Origin of the sequence: Rhodococcus sp. BUPNP1 (assembly GCF_002215235.1) — a bacterium.
GTDB lineage: Bacteria > Actinomycetota > Actinomycetes > Mycobacteriales > Mycobacteriaceae > Rhodococcus.
Map to the genome: position 1 here is coordinate 17,282 of NZ_NERM01000024.1, position 14,283 is coordinate 31,564.

Annotated in this window: 11 protein-coding genes; 3 read left to right on the forward strand and 8 right to left on the reverse strand. The window is 67.7% G+C overall.

The annotated features are described in order from the left end of the window. Nucleotides 1-13: 13 nt before the first annotated feature. The 3 genes from tgt to B9C99_RS20345 all read right to left on the reverse strand — a co-directional run bounded on the left by tgt (nt 14) and on the right by B9C99_RS20345 (nt 5,411). Entirely contained in the window at nt 14-1,273 is a 1,260-nt protein-coding gene (tgt, locus tag B9C99_RS20335) for a tRNA guanosine(34) transglycosylase Tgt (protein WP_172415034.1), read from the reverse strand. Beyond that, the gene (locus tag B9C99_RS20340; protein ID WP_253250150.1) at nt 1,270-2,430 is read right to left on the reverse strand and encodes an MFS transporter; all 1,161 of its coding nucleotides are present in this window, start codon (nt 2,428-2,430) and stop codon (nt 1,270-1,272) included. Before B9C99_RS20340 ends, tgt begins: the two co-directional genes overlap by 4 nt. A 239-nt stretch (nt 2,431-2,669) precedes the next feature. After that, the gene (locus B9C99_RS20345) at nt 2,670-5,411 is read right to left on the reverse strand and encodes a calcium-translocating P-type ATPase, PMCA-type (protein ID WP_088899160.1); all 2,742 of its coding nucleotides are present in this window, start codon (nt 5,409-5,411) and stop codon (nt 2,670-2,672) included. A 148-nt stretch (nt 5,412-5,559) separates the two neighbouring features. On the opposite strand from B9C99_RS20345, the gene B9C99_RS20350 reads away from it, so the two are divergent. Together B9C99_RS20350 and B9C99_RS20355 are read left to right on the forward strand one after the other, a co-directional pair. Next, complete coding sequence (locus B9C99_RS20350) at nt 5,560-5,979, forward strand: pyridoxamine 5'-phosphate oxidase family protein (RefSeq protein ID WP_026060903.1); 420 nt, start codon at nt 5,560-5,562, stop codon at nt 5,977-5,979. Nucleotides 5,980-6,015: 36 nt separating this feature from the next. Further along, nucleotides 6,016-6,882, forward strand: a complete 867-nt coding sequence (locus tag B9C99_RS20355) for a cation diffusion facilitator family transporter (protein WP_172415036.1) — start codon at nt 6,016-6,018, stop codon at nt 6,880-6,882. A 5-nt stretch (nt 6,883-6,887) separates the two neighbouring features. On the opposite strand, the gene B9C99_RS20360 is transcribed toward B9C99_RS20355, so the two are convergent. After that, nucleotides 6,888-7,490 carry a LysE/ArgO family amino acid transporter gene (locus B9C99_RS20360; RefSeq protein WP_016690991.1) on the reverse strand — a complete coding sequence of 201 codons (603 nt, stop codon included), beginning with the start codon at nt 7,488-7,490 and terminating at the stop codon, nt 6,888-6,890. Between the two features lie 72 nt (nt 7,491-7,562). On the opposite strand from B9C99_RS20360, the gene B9C99_RS20365 reads away from it, so the two are divergent. Continuing rightward, the gene (locus B9C99_RS20365; protein ID WP_024102747.1) at nt 7,563-8,444 is read left to right on the forward strand and encodes a LysR family transcriptional regulator ArgP; all 882 of its coding nucleotides are present in this window, start codon (nt 7,563-7,565) and stop codon (nt 8,442-8,444) included. Between the two features lie 80 nt (nt 8,445-8,524). Here B9C99_RS20365 and B9C99_RS20370 read toward each other — a convergent pair whose 3' ends face one another. From B9C99_RS20370 to mdlC, 4 genes are read right to left on the reverse strand one after another with little or no spacing between them, the layout of a single operon-like run. After that, entirely contained in the window at nt 8,525-9,622 is a 1,098-nt protein-coding gene (locus B9C99_RS20370; RefSeq protein WP_088899140.1) for an ABC transporter substrate-binding protein, read from the reverse strand. 31 nt (nt 9,623-9,653) lie between these two features. Then, complete coding sequence (locus B9C99_RS20375) at nt 9,654-11,462, reverse strand: iron ABC transporter permease (RefSeq protein ID WP_016690988.1); 1,809 nt, start codon at nt 11,460-11,462, stop codon at nt 9,654-9,656. Continuing rightward, nucleotides 11,459-12,580: an ABC transporter ATP-binding protein gene (locus B9C99_RS20380; protein ID WP_016690987.1), complete on the reverse strand. Its 1,122-nt coding sequence runs from the start codon at nt 12,578-12,580 to the stop codon at nt 11,459-11,461. The genes B9C99_RS20375 and B9C99_RS20380 overlap by 4 nt, the downstream gene beginning before the upstream one ends. Nucleotides 12,581-12,619: 39 nt before the next feature. After that, a complete protein-coding gene (mdlC, locus tag B9C99_RS20385) occupies nt 12,620-14,200 on the reverse strand; it encodes a benzoylformate decarboxylase (RefSeq protein ID WP_016690986.1) in 1,581 nt (526 codons plus the stop codon). Nucleotides 14,201-14,283 lie beyond the last annotated feature (83 nt).

Here is a 14,283-nt window from a genome sequence, read left to right on the forward strand (position 1 = left end):
CGAGCCGGACGACTCAGGCCTGGCGCCGGCTCGCGTAGAACCGGCCGAGCGTCTCGGCCTTGAACTCGGCGAGCGTGCCGTTCTCCATGTTCGTCCGGATGTCGTCGACGAGGCGCACCGTGAACCGTTCGTTGTGGATCGTGCACAACGTCGAGGCAAGCATCTCCTTCGCCTTGAACAGGTGGTGGATGTACGCCTGCGTGTAGTTCCGGCAGGTGTAGCAGTCGCAGTTCTCGTCGATCGGCGTGAAGTCGCGCCGGTGACGGCTGGTGTTGATGTTGAACCGGCCGTCCGGATGGTAGATCGCGGCGTTGCGCGCGACCCGCGACGGATTGACGCAGTCGAAGGTGTCGACGCCGTGCTCGACCGCGACGAAGATGTCGTCGGGTTCACTGATGCCCAGCAGGTGCCGCGGCTTGTGCTCGGGCAGCTCCTCGGTGCACCACCGCACGATCGTGCCGAGATTGTGCTTCTCGAGCGCCCCACCGATGCCGTAGCCGTCGAACCCGCGGCCGGTCTCGCCGACGATGGACTCGAGGCCCCGGCACGCCTGTCGTCGCAGGTCCTCGTACTGCGCGCCCTGCACGACGCCGAACAACGCCTGGTAGGGACGGTGGGCACGTTCGGCGGTGAGCTTCTCGTGCTCGGCGATGCACCGCACCGCCCACGCCTGGGTCCGCTCGAGGGAGCGTTCCTGATAGCCGCGGGTGTTCATGAGGGTCGTGAGCTCGTCGAAGGCGAACATGATGTCGGCGCCGAGCTCGTGCTGGATGCGCATCGACACCTCGGGGGTGAACCGGTGCCGCGACCCGTCGAGGTGCGATTTGAAGGTCACCCCGTCGTCGTCGACGTGGGCGAGCCGTTCCTTGCCCTTGGCGATGACGTCGTCGTTCTGGACGCCGACGGACTCCATCGCGATGACCTTCTTGAACCCGGCCCCGAGCGACATGACCTGGAATCCGCCGCTGTCGGTGAAGGTCGGGCCGGGCCAGTTCATGAACTTCCCGAGCCCGCCGGCCTCGTCGACGATGTCGGAGCCGGGCTGCAGGTAGAGGTGGTAGGCGTTGGCGAGCAGCGCCTGCGAGCCGAGCTCGGCCATCGTCTCGGGCAGCACCGCCTTGACGGTCGCCTTCGTACCCACCGGGACGAAGGCCGGGGTGCGGATGTCTCCGTGCGGGGTGTGGATCGTGCCCGTGCGGCCGAGTCCGTTGTCGAGACGCGCTCCGACCGTGAAGAAGGGATCGGGCGGGGTCGGAATGCTGGAATCGGTCACTTCCGTATCCAATCACGTCGGGAAGGTGCGGCCTTCTCACGGCGGCGAACGGAGATCGCGAACACGGCGACACCGGCGAGCGCCAGCAGCACACCGACCGCGGCGGGAGCGGTGTAGCCGAATCCGGCCGCGATCACGACCCCGCCGATCCACGCACCGAACGCGTTCGCCAGGTTGAACGCGGCGTGGTGCAGCGACGCCGCGAGCGTCTGGGCGTCCTCCGCGACATCCATCAACCGCACCTGGAGAGCCGGGCCCACCGCGGCGCATCCGACACCCAGACCGAAGACCATCACGAAGGCGGTCCACGGGTTGTGGGCCGCGGCGACGAACAGCGCGAGCAGCACCGCGAGCGAAGTGATCGACGCGTAGACGCCGGGGATCACACCGCGATCGGCGACGCGACCACCGATGGCATTGCCGACGACCATGCCCACGCCGAAGAGCATCAGCGCGACCGGCACGAGCGATCTCGACACTCCGGCGACGTCGGTCAGCGTGGTGCTGATGTAGGTGTACACCGCGAACACACCACCGAAGCCGATGACGGCCACGGCGAGCGTGAGCCAGACGGTGCTGCTCTTCAACGCCCCGAGTTCGACCCGCACGCTGGTCGTCGGTATCGACAGTGTCGGCACCCAGGCGGCGAGAGCGACGACGGTGGCCACTCCGATCACCGCGACCAGCACGAACGCCGCGCGCCAGCCCAACGCCATGCCGAGCCACGCGGCGGCGGGCACCCCGACGACGTTCGCCACCGACAGCCCCATCATCACCAGCGACACCGCACGCGCGCGGCGACCGGGTCCGGCGAGATGCGCCGCGACCAGCGCGGCGACCCCGAAGTACGCGCCGTGCGGCAGGCCGGCGACGAACCGGGAGACGACGAGCAGACCGTAGTTCGGGGCCAGCACCGTGGCGGCGTTGCCGAGGGTGAACGCGACCATCAGCGCGACCAGCAGTGTCTTGCGCGGCACGCGGGCGGCGATCGTCGCGATGAGCGGGGCACCGACGACGACACCGGCCGCGTAGGCGGAGACGACGTGGCCCGCGGTGGGTTCGGAGACCCCGATGCTCGTCGCGATCTCGGGGAGCAACCCCATGGCGACGAACTCGGTGGTTCCGATCCCGAACCCGCCGAGGGCGAGCGCCCACATCACGAGCGTGCGCGCGGGATGTCCGGAGTCGGTGTGGGCAGGATCGTCGAGTGGGCGGCCGGAAGCCGTGGTGGTCATCGGTGAGGAAACCTTCGATCTGTCGAGAGTCCCGGAGCCGGAGGTCGTGCGGGCCGGAACGCGGGCGCGCTCGGGGAGCAACGCGGGGCAGCCTCCATTCTGGGGCAGTGCGGCCTCGCACTTCTCCCCGCGGCGACGTGAGTTCCGCCATCTCCCGATCGTCAGGTGAGGAAGGTCGTATCCGCCCGCTCGGCCCTGCGCGCCTCGATCCTCCTGGCGACGAACTTGCCGATCTCGTCCACCCACAGCACGGACGAGCCGACTGCGACCGCGAGCAGCCACTGCTCGGAGGTGAGGGAGGTGGTGTCCATGAATCCCTGCAGGGCGCCGAGTTGCACGACGCAGATCTGCAGGACGACGACGGCGCCGATCGCGATCCAGATGGTGTGGTTGGTGAACGTCTGCGCCGAGAACACCGATCCGAGATCCGAGCGCACGTTGAACAGGTTGAACACCTGGTAGAAGACGAACGTCGTGAACGCGAGGGTGGTGGCGAACAACGGGTCGGATGCGCTGTCGGGGAACAGTTCCGGTCCGAAGTGCAGGACTGCGATCGTGCCCACCGTCATCACGATGCCGAGGCCGAGGATGCGCTGGACCCGGGAGCGTTCGAGCAGGGCCTCGTTCGCGGGCCGCGGTCGTCGCCTCATCGCGTCGGGGGCGGTCGGGTCGACACCGAGTGCGAGCGCCGGCGGTCCGTCCATGATGATGTTCACCCACAGGATCTGCAGTGCGCTGAAGGGCGCGCCACCCGCGAGTCCGAGCACACCGGCCGTCAGGAAGATGAGGACGAAGCCCCACGCCGTGGTGAGCTGGAACTTCACGAATTTGACGATGTTGTCGTAGATTCCGCGTCCCTCGGCCACGGCGGCGACGATGGTCGCGAAGTTGTCGTCGGTGAGGATCATGTCCGCGGCGCCCTTGGAGACGTCGGTTCCCGTGATCCCCATGGCCACACCGATGTCGGATTGTTCGAGCGCGGGAGCGTCGTTGACGCCGTCGCCCGTCATCGCGACGATCTGCCCGTCGGCCTGCAGCGCTTCGACGAACCTGATCTTGTGTTCGGGCGCCACGCGAGCGAGGACACCGAATTTCTTTGCCCTCCGGCGCAGTTCGTCGTCGGTGAGTTTGTCGAGATCCGAACCGGAGGCAGCCGACCCGCGGATTCCGAGTTCCTCGGCGATCGCGGAAGCCGTCACCAGATGGTCGCCGGTGATCATGTGCACCGAGATGCCCGCCTCGTGGGCGACGGCGATCGCATCCTCGGCTTCGGTCCGCGGCGGGTCGACGATGCCGACGATCGCGTGGATCGTCAGGTCGGCCACCTTCTCCTGCAGCGCATCGGTGTCGCCGCGGGGAACGGCATCGAGGTCGCGACCGGCGATCATGAGGGTTCGCAGACCTTCCGACGCGAGCGCCTCCACGGCCCGCTGGATCCTCGCGCGACCGTCGTCGTCGAGCGGAATCGGGCCGTCGGGACCGGCGATCGAGGTGGCACGATCGAGGAGCACACCCGGCGCGCCCTTCACGAAACAGCGGTATCCGCCGTTCGGCAGGGTGTGGAAGGTGGCCATGTACTTGTAGTCCGAGTCGAACGGCACCTCCGAGATGCGGTTCAGCGCGGCCCGCGCACCCTCGACGTCGATGCCGCCCTTCTCGGCGAGCACCACGAGGGCACCCTCGGTGGGATCGCCGACCAGCACTCCGTTGCGCACGGTCGCGTCGTTGCACAGTCCCATCCCGAGCAGTGCGTCCGTGAAGTCCGGTGCGGGCAGACCGTCACCGACGAGGATCTTGCCGTCGGTTCCGTACCCGGTGCCGGTGACGCGGAAGGCACGACCCGCGACGAGCAGTCGCTGCACCGTCATCTCGTTGAGGGTGAGGGTGCCGGTCTTGTCGGTGCAGATGTGGGTGGTGCTGCCGAGCGTCTCGACCGCGGCGAGGCGTTTGACGATCGCACCGCGGGCCGCGAGACGTGAGGCTCCCATCGCGAGGGTGAAGGCGACGACGGCCGTGAGCCCTTCGGGGATCGTCGCGACCGCCAACGACACCGCGGTGACGAGGAGATCCGACCAGGTCTGTCCCCGCAGCAGACCGAGGACGAACACCAGCGCCACCGTCACGATCGCGACGATCGTCAGGGTCTGGGCGAGCTGGCCGATGCGCCGTTGCAGCGGCGTCTGTTCGCCACCGGCCGATCCGAGAAGGGTTGCGATGGCACCCATTTCGGTACGCATGCCCGTGCCGGTGACGATCATCGCGGCACGTCCGCGTGTGACCTCGGTGTTCATGAACAGCATGTCGGTGCGGTCGCCGAGCGGCGCGTCGGGATCGTCGACGACGTCGGCCTGTTTGTCGACGGGCTGGGATTCACCGGTGAGGGCGGCCTCCGCGACCTGCAGCCGGACGGCGGTGACGAGTCGGCCGTCGGCCGGGACGGTGTCGCCGGCCTCGAGGAGCACCACGTCTCCGGGGACGAGTTCGGCGCGGGGCACCTCCGTCCCCCTGCCGTCGCGCAGCACCCGGCTGGTCGACACCGACATCTTCTTCAACGCGGCGAGGCTGCTCTCGGCCCGGGATTCCTGCACGTAGTTCAGCACGGTGTTGAGCGCGATCACCGCGAAGATGACGACGGGGGTCTCCCACTCGCGGGAGACGGTGGCGCTGACCACCGCCGCCACGACCAGAACGAGGGTCATCCTGTCGGCCAGCAGCGAGAGCACGCGCCGCCAGGTCGGTACCTTCTTCGCCTCGTCGAGCAGGTTCGGGCCGTACTCGCCACGCCGTCGTTCGACCTCGTCCGCACTCAACCCTCGTTGCGGATCGACCTCGAACGCCTCGGCGACGTCGGTCGCGGCGCGGGTGTGCCAACTCGAGGTGGTCGCGGGAGCTTGTGCGGACATCGGCACTCCTCGTTCGGTCTGCTCTCGGCGGATCGGGCGAACACGGTCCTGACGGCCGGTTTCACCGTAACCGGCGGAGCGTTCCACTGCGCCGGAAGCCGGTTCGTGATGTGCTGGATACGGCAGCGGAACCGGAGGAGTGAACGCGATGAGCGACAACCCGAACACCGACGATCCTGTCGTCCCACTCGACGAGGACCAGTGCTGGGACCTGCTCGCGACGGGCAAGGTGGGCCGCCTCGTCACCGTCGTCGGCGGGCGACCGGAGATCTATCCCGTCAACTACGTCACCGACGATCGCACGGTGTACTTCCGCAGCGGTGAGGGCAGCAAGCTCTCCGAACTGGCGGTGCACCCGCAGGTGGCCTTCGAGGTGGACGAGATCCGCGAGGACTCCGCGTGGAGCGTCGTGCTGCACGGACACGCCCGGATCCTGCGGAGCTTCGACGATGCGGCGCGGATCGACGCCCTCGGACTGTCGCCGTGGGTTCCCACCCCGAAATACGACTACGTCGCGCTGACGGCCACCGACCTCACCGGGATGCAGCTCACGCTCGTCAAGCGCTGAACGGTGGCGCCCTCTGCGCAGCAGCACCGCCTGTTGATGCGGTTCATGCTGCTGTCGGTGGCGACCGCGCTCGCGACGATGCTGCTGAAGGCATCGGCGGCGTGGATCACCGGATCGGTGGGTCTGTTGTCGGACGCGCTCGAATCCGGGGTCAACCTCGTCGCGGCGCTCGTCGGTCTCGCGGCGCTACGTCTCGCCGCGAAGCCGGCCGACGCGAACCACGATTTCGGGCACGGGAAGGCCGAGTACCTCTCCGCCGCGGTCGAGGGCACCATGGTCTTCGCCGCCGCGACGGTGATCCTGTGGACCTCGGTCGAGCGCCTGATCTCCCCGCAGCCGGTGACCGAGGTCGGACTCGGTCTCGTCCTGTCGGCCGGATCGTCGGCGCTCAATCTCGTGGTCGGTCTGCTGCTCATCCGGCAAGGCCGCGCACATCGGTCGATCACGCTGGTCGCCGACGGGAAACACCTGCTGACGGACGTGTGGACGTCGGCAGGCGTGCTCGTCGGCGTCGCGCTGGTCGCGCTGTCCGGGTGGGACGTGCTCGACCCGATCGTGGCGATCCTCGTCGCCCTGAACATCCTGCGGATCGGCTTCGGGCTCGTGCGGCAGGCGGTCGTCGGCATGCTCGACGCGGTTCTTCCCCCGGAGGACGTGACGGCGGTGAACGCCGTCCTCGACCGCTATCGGGAATCGGGGGTGGTGACGATCCTGCCGCCGCGCACCCGCGAGTCGGGACGGCAGCGCTTCGTCTACCTCGTCGTGCGGGTGCCGGGCGACTGGACGGTGCGCGCCGGCCACGACCTGCTCGACCGCATCGAGGCCGATCTCGGCGAGGCACTGCCCGGCGTCGTGGTGTTCAGCCATCTCGAGCCCGACCGCGCCCCCACGGGACGCAGGTGAGGTGATCAGGCCGAGGCGACGAGCCCGGCACCGAGGCCGAGCATCAGGACCGCGACGCCGCCGTCGAGGATGCGCCACGAGGACGGCTTGGCGAACCAGGCACGCAGATAACGGGCGCCGTACCCGAGGGCGGCGAACCACACGACGCTCGCGGTGATCGCCCCCGCACCGAACCACCACCGGCCGGGGTTGCCGTAATGGTTGGCCACCGAACCGAGCATGAGCACGGTGTCGAGATAGGTGTGCGGGTTGAGCCAGGTCAGCGCCAGGCAGGTCAGCAGGGCCGCGCCGATGGTGACGGCACCGCCCGGGGCGGCGGACAGTGCCGACGGCTTCAGCGCGCGACGTGCCGCGAAGAGTCCGTAGCAGATGAGGAAAGCGGCACCTGCCCAACGGATCACGTCGATCGCGCCGGGAGCGCGGTCGAGGATCGTCGCGATCCCGGCGATGCCCGCGGTGATGAGCACGGCGTCGGAGATCACGCAGATCGCGATCACAGGCAGCACGAATCGTCGCGCGATCGCCATGCGCAGGACGAAGGCGTTCTGCGCACCGATGGCGACGATGAGGGACAGACCTGTGACGAATCCGGCGACGACGAGTGACATGGCATCGACGCTAGGAATCCTGCCGAGATAAGAACAGTTGATTGTGCTGTACCTGCATTAGAGTTTCTTAATATGGACCTGGACTTCGCTCAACTGCGCACTTTTGCAACGGTATTGGACGAGGGCACTTTCGAGGGTGCGGCGGCTGTTCTTCGCGTCACACCGTCCGCGGTGAGCCAACGCATCAAGTCGCTCGAACAACACGTCGGTCAGGTACTGCTGCGACGGACCAGGCCCGTCAGCGCGACCGCGGCCGGCGAAGTGGTGATGCGACTTGCCCGGCAGGTCGCGCGGCTGGAGCAGGACGCCTCCGAGGAACTCGGTCTCGGCGCCGACACCGGGAGTTACGCCACGATTCCGCTCGTCGTCAACGCCGACTCGATGTCCACCTGGATGCTGCGCGCCCTGGCCCGGATGCCCGTGCGCTACCGAGCCCTGTTCGAACTGCACCGCGAAGACGAGTTCCACTCCACGGATCTGTTGCGCGACGGCACCGCCATGGCGGCGGTCACCTCCGTCCCCGAACCCGTGCAGGGCTGCACGTCCGAGAAGCTCGGCGCCATGCGCTATCACGCGATGGCGAGCGTCGACTTCGCCGAACGCTGGTTCCCCGAGGGTATGACCCCCACCGAACTGCGGGAGGCCCCGATGCTCACCTTCGACCGTAAGGACGACATGCAGGATCGCTTCGTCCGCAAGCGGACCCGGCGGCGGCTGAATCCGCCGCGCAACTACGTTCCCGGCGCCCTCGAGTTCGTCGAGGCCGCGCGGCTGGGGTTGGGCTGGGCCATGCTCCCCGACGCGATGGTCGCCGACACGACCGATCTCGTGAGCCTGGCCCCGGACGACCCGATCGCCGTGCCGCTGTACTGGCAGCGGTGGCGGCTGGACTCTCCCGTTCTCGACGCGCTGACCGATGCGGTCCGTCGCACCGCGCGCGAAGTGCTGCATTGACCTCCCGAACCCGACCTTCCGAAATGAGAACGGCCCGAACCGGATTGCTCCGGTTCGGGCCGCTCTCGTCGTGATGCGGATCAGTAGTTGAACGCCTCTGCCCAGTGCTGCGAGTACTCGGCCTGACGTTCCACCTCGGTCAGCGGCATACGCCAGACCTTGTCGGAGTCGAGCGGCGGGAGTTCACGGCCGAGCGCGGTCGGCGGTGCGACGTCGGGTCGTACGCTGTAGTCGCCCAGCTCGGTGAACAGCTCCTGGCCGCGCTTCGAGAAGTTGTAGTTCATGAACACCTCGGCCGCTTCCGCGTTCTCGGCGGTGGCGGTCCTGCCCAGGTAGTAGTCGAAGGTCACGAAGCCTTCCTCGGGCACGACGAAGTCGATGGGCGCCTTGTCCTCGGTGGCGGTGACGTTCACCGACGCCGAACCCGTGGTCGCGATCGGCACCTCACCGCGGGCGAAGGCCGTCAGCTTCTGGCCGGCACCGTCGTAGATCGTCGGCTGCAGCGCCGCGAGCTTCTCCCAGTAGCCGTCCTCGAGCTTCTCCTCGACGAACCAGTTGAGTGCGACGTTGGAACCGCCCGTCGCACCCTGCGAGATGCCGATCTTGCCGCGCCACTTCTCGTCGAGCAGGTCGGCCCACGAGGTGGGTGCCTCCTCCTCGGTGACGGCGCGGGTGTTGTAACCGAAGGTCTGCACCACGTTGGTGACCCGGGAGAAGTTGCCGTCCTGGATCACGACCTCCTCGAGTTCCTCGGTGCCGGGCACGATGTACGGGTTCCACACGCCGGCCTCGGTGAAGCTGTCGACGATGTCGTAATCGGAGGTGCGGATCACGTCGGCGTTCAGACGTCCGGCGCCCTGCTCGGAGAGCACGCGCTCGGCCAGGCGGGCCGGGACGAGGCGCATCAGGTCGACCTTGATGCCGGTGTCCCGGGTGAACGCCTCGATGAAGGCCTGCTCGTTGGATTCCTGGTAGCTCGAGTACAGACTCAACGTCTGCGACTTCGCTGCCTCGTAGGTCTCCTTGTCGGCGATGGTCTCGCCGTCGATGACCAGACCCTCCGAGGTGTCGACCTCGGCCTGGGAGGTGACGCCGTCGGAATCTCCGCCGCCGCACGCCGCGAGTGTCGTGGCGAGGACGACCGACAGAGCGGTGAGCGCTACTTTGCGCGTTTTCATGGTGAGGCCTTTCGTTTCTCGAAAAGTCCGATCAGAGCGAATTGGTTCCGGAGTCCGACGCTTCGGCGAGCTGCTTCTTCTCCCGGTTGCCGGCGAGCTGGGCGAGGACGGCCAGCACGGCGATCACCAGGACGAACAGCACGCTGATGGAAGCCGCAACCGCTGTCTGCCCGTTCTCGAAGTTGTCGAAGACCAGGATCGACAGGATCCGGGTGTCGGAGGTGAACAGGAACAGCGAGGCCGACAGTTCGCGCATCGCCAGCATGAGCAGGAGCAGGAAGGTCGACACGATACCGACGCGCATCAGCGGCACGGTGACGTTGACGATGGCGCGCGACCGGCGGGCGCCGAGCATCACGGCACTGTCCTCGAGGTCGCTGTGCAGCTGCAGCATCGACGACGAGATCGAGCGGTAGCCCTGCGGCAACGCCACGGCGACACAGGCGACGGCGAGGATGATCAGCGTGCCGTAGATCGGGATCGGCAGGCTGAGCCAGGTCCAGAGGATGCCCATGCCGAGCACGATCGACGGGATGGCGAGCGGTGCGGTGGCGATCTGCTCGAGCAGGGCGCCGAGGCGGCTCTTGGTCCGGTAGCGGATGTACGAGGCGGAGAAGCTGATCGTCGTACCGGCGAAGGCGGCGACGACGGCCACGACCACCGAGTTCACGAGCGCCTTCTGGAAGTCGGCCGCCGAGGCCACCTCCACGATGTTGTCGAACGACATTCCGCCCTGGAACATCTGGGACATGCTGTACAGGTACGGTGAGTCCTGGGTGGCGGCGAGGAAGAGCGCGCCCATCGGCAGTGCGATCGCGAGCAGGAAGTACACGAGCGCGAAGATCGTTGCCGGCCAACGCCAGCCGCGCAGCGGCACCTGACGGGGACGGGCACCCTTGCCGGTCATCGTCGTGAACTTGCGGCGGTTGACGATCCACTGCTGGCCCATGGTGACGAAGACCAGGCCGAGCGTGAGCAGGATGGCGATACCGGCGGCGGCGTTCGCCTGGGCCGGGGCTGCACCCATGAGCCGGAAGATGTAGGTGGGCAGGGTCTCGATCCCCGCGGGGTTACCGAGCACCGCCGCGACCGGGAAGTTCTCCATGCTCAGCGCGAAGACGAGGATGCCCGAACCGAGCAGGGCCGGCATGGCGAGCGGCAGGGTCACCGTCCGGAACATCGTCTTCAGGGAGGCGCCGTGCACGGTCGCGGCCTCTTCGAGGTCGGCGTTCATCATCGACAGCGAACTGTGCACCAGCATGAACACGTACGGCGCGTAGAACAGGCCGAGAACGAAGATCAGGCCGGGGATGCTGTAGATGTTGATCGTCATGCCCAGGCCCAGGTCGGCAAGCAGGATGTTGACGAATCCGGCACTGGGAGAAGCGAGCAGCGACCAGGCGAGCGCACCCACGAGAGCCGGCACGAACACCGGCGCCATGCCGATGAAGAAGATGAACCGGCGCCAGGGCGCATCGGTGCGAGCACAGATGAAGGCGAGCGACGCACCGATCACGAGCGCGATGACCGTCGCCCCGAGGCCGAGCATGAGGGAGTTCACCAGGCCCTTGACGGCGTCGGGACTCGTGAGCACCTTGAGGTTGTCGAGTGTGAGGGCACCGAGACCGCTGTTGCCCGGACGCGGCACCTCGGTGGCGATCGCGGCGACGAGCACCAGGATCATCGGCATGATGACCAGGACGGCCAGGACGGCGAGGACCACCAGTGCCGCGCCGTTCTTGCGGAGGATTCCCCTGCGCCACAACGGCGCCGATACCGGGGTCTCCGGCTCGAGGTCGTCGACCGGATGTGTTTCGGGGGGTGTGGCCAGCTGGGTCATGCCGCGACCTCCTGCAGTCGTGCCTGTCGTGCCACATCGGCCGGCAGGACCTGGACGTTCTCCGGTGAGACCGAAGCGAACACGCGATCGCCGATCTCGAAGCGCTCGGCGCCCTTCGTCGGGGCGAAGATGTCGAGCTCACCCCCATTGTCGAGGGTGACGGCGTAGCGGACGCTCGAGCCCTGGAAGCTCGTGACGGCGACGCGACCCGAGAACTCGTTGGTGCCACCGCCGGACACAGTCGACAGCATCAGGTCCTCGGACCGGATGCACGCCTTGAAGTCGTCGGCGGCGGCGAGGCCGCGTTGCTCGGTGCGGATCACCTCTCCCCCGTCGCGAACGGCCGTGACGTAACCGTCGGTGCCGACGGTGGCGGTGCAGTCGAAGATGTTGGACACACCGAGGAAGTGCGCGATCGACGCGCTCGCCGGCTCGTTGTAGATCGCGGTGGGGCCGCCGATCTGCACGATCCGTCCGCCCTGCATGAGCGCGATGCGGTCGGCGAGTGCGAATGCCTCCTGCTGGTCGTGCGTGACGTAGACCGTGGTCAGGCCGAGGCTCAGCTGGATCTCCCGCAGTTCCACCCGCAGGCGGTCGCGCAGGCGGGCGTCGAGGTTCGACAGCGGCTCGTCGAGCATGAGCACCGAGGGGCGCATCACGAGCGAGCGGGCGAGTGCCACACGCTGCATCTGTCCACCGGAGAGCAGGCTCGCGCCACGCTGCGCGAAGTCCGACAGACCGACGAGCTCGAGCACCTCCGCGACACGCGACTTGATCTCCGCCGCAGGGAGTTTCTGCAGCTTCAGCGAGTACGCGACGTTCTGGAAGACGGTCATGTGCGGCCAGACCGCGTACGACTGGAAGACCATGCCGACGTTGCGCTTGTTGGGCGGCAGGTTGATGCCCTTCGCCGCGTCGAAGACGACCGTGTCGCCGATGGTGATGCGACCGGCGGTGGGTTCCTCGAGGCCGGCGATGCACCGCATGGTGCTGGTCTTGCCGCAGCCCGACTTCCCGAGGAGCACAACCGATTCGCCCTCGTCGATCTCGAGGTTGAGGTTCTCGATGGCCGTGAACTTCCCGTAGCGGAGCTGCAGGTTCTCGATCGTGATCTTCATAGTGGTTCCTCAGGTTGTCTTTCCGGCGGGTGTCGGGTCCTACTCGAAGTACGTGACGGCTTCGATCAGCACCGGGGAGGTGCCTTCGAAGGCTCGGTGCAGGGCCGCCTTCAGTTCCTCGGCACCGGTGACCCGTTCGCCCTTCACGCCGTAGCCTTCCGCGATCTTGACGAAGTCGATGTCGGGCACGTCGAGTCCCGGGGTGTCGCCGGTGTCCAGAGCGCGGGTGAACCGGCGCAGCGCACCGTACGTACCGTTGTTGAGGATGACGAACACCACCGGCACGTCGCGGCGGGCCGCGGTCCACAGTGCGGTGATCCCGAAGTTGGCGGATCCGTCACCGATGGTCGCGACCACGCGACGCTCCGGATGGGCGAGCTGGACGCCGACGGCAGCGGGCAGGCCGAAGCCCAGGCCGCCGGAGGCCGGCGAGTAGAACGAACCCGGTTCGACGAGTTGCGCGTGCCGCCAGAAGGCGTCCGCTGTGGAGGTGGATTCGTTGACGTAGACCACGTCGCGGGGAGCGATCTCGGCGATGGTGGCGAACACCGTGTCGGGGTGCATGGCCTCGGTGCGATCGGCTCCGCGTGCGAACGCCTCCCGTGCCGGCTCTGCCGGAAGGTCGCGGCTGCGGACCCGCTCGGCGAGGATGCGCAGCGTCGCGCCGACCGGCGCGAGGTAGGCCTCGCCGAAGGGCGCACGGGCGACCTCGCCGGTGTCCTCGGACAGGTGCAGCACGCGCGTGCCCTCCGCCAGGAAGGGACCCGGACGGTAGTGGTGGTAGCGGAAGACCGGGGCACCGGCGACGAGCACCACGTCATGGTCGGCCAGTGCCTCGTGGATGGACATGACGTTGGCGGGCAGCACCCCCCGGAACAGCGGATGGGTGTTGGGGAAGGGGCACCGCGACGGCGACGGTGCGATCCACACCGCGGCTCCGAGCGATTCCGCGAGCTGCACCGCGAAGCCGTTCGCGCGCTCCGCGTCGACGTCCGGTCCGAGGACCAGGGCGGGACGGACCGCACCGTCGAGGGCGGCGAGCAGTTCGACCGTCATCGCCTCGGACGGTTCGGTCGTCGTGGTGACGCGCCGCTCGGCGAGGTAGGAGGTGTTGGCCGGGGCCTCGTGCTCCCAGTCGTCATAGGGCACCGAGACGTAGACCGGGCCGGGGGCGGGCAGGGTCGCCATGTGGACGGCCTGGCTGATGGTGCGGGGCACGTCCTCGGGGCAGGTCGGTTCGGCGCTCCACTTGGTGAGCGGTCGGGTCAGGCTCGCCGCATCGACGTTGGCCAGCATGACTTCCTGGCCGATGGTGTCGCGCACCTGCTGCCCCGCGGTGATCACCAGCGGCGAGTGCGAGTACACCGAGTTGGTGAGCACCCCCATGCCGTTGCCGGTGCCGGCTGCGGCGTGCAGGTTCACGAAGACCGGCTGTCCGCTCGCCTGCGCGTAACCGTCCGCCATCGCCACCACGGCGCCCTCGTGGAGACCGAGGACGTACTCGAAGTCCTCGGGGAAATCCTTGAGAAACAGAAGTTCGTTCGAGCCGGGGTTGCCGAAGATCGTGGTCATACCGTGCCGGCGCAGCAGCTCGAAGGTCACTTCGCGAATCGTGGGCATGCAGAGGTCCCCTTACAGCAGGACGAGAAGAGAATTCATAGGGTCGGGACGACCACTTATCAGCACACTATGTTAGAGCGGTC

Excerpts from the sequence above, each read along its gene's own strand:
- B9C99_RS20340 (WP_253250150.1), bottom strand. The coding sequence starts at position 2,430 with ATGTGGGCGCTCGCCCTCGGCGGGTTCGGGATCGGAACCACCGAGTTC.
- mdlC (WP_016690986.1), bottom strand. The coding sequence starts at position 14,200 with ATGCCCACGATTCGCGAAGTGACCTTCGAGCTGCTGCGCCGGCACGGT.
- B9C99_RS20345 (WP_088899160.1), bottom strand. The coding sequence starts at position 5,411 with ATGTCCGCACAAGCTCCCGCGACCACCTCGAGTTGGCACACCCGCGCC.
- B9C99_RS20370 (WP_088899140.1), bottom strand. The coding sequence starts at position 9,622 with ATGAAAACGCGCAAAGTAGCGCTCACCGCTCTGTCGGTCGTCCTCGCC.
- B9C99_RS20355 (WP_172415036.1), top strand. The coding sequence starts at position 6,016 with ATGCGGTTCATGCTGCTGTCGGTGGCGACCGCGCTCGCGACGATGCTG.
- B9C99_RS20365 (WP_024102747.1), top strand. The coding sequence starts at position 7,563 with ATGGACCTGGACTTCGCTCAACTGCGCACTTTTGCAACGGTATTGGAC.
- B9C99_RS20380 (WP_016690987.1), bottom strand. The coding sequence starts at position 12,580 with ATGAAGATCACGATCGAGAACCTGCAGCTCCGCTACGGGAAGTTCACG.
- B9C99_RS20375 (WP_016690988.1), bottom strand. The coding sequence starts at position 11,462 with ATGACCCAGCTGGCCACACCCCCCGAAACACATCCGGTCGACGACCTC.
- B9C99_RS20350 (WP_026060903.1), top strand. The coding sequence starts at position 5,560 with ATGAGCGACAACCCGAACACCGACGATCCTGTCGTCCCACTCGACGAG.
- B9C99_RS20360 (WP_016690991.1), bottom strand. The coding sequence starts at position 7,490 with ATGTCACTCGTCGTCGCCGGATTCGTCACAGGTCTGTCCCTCATCGTC.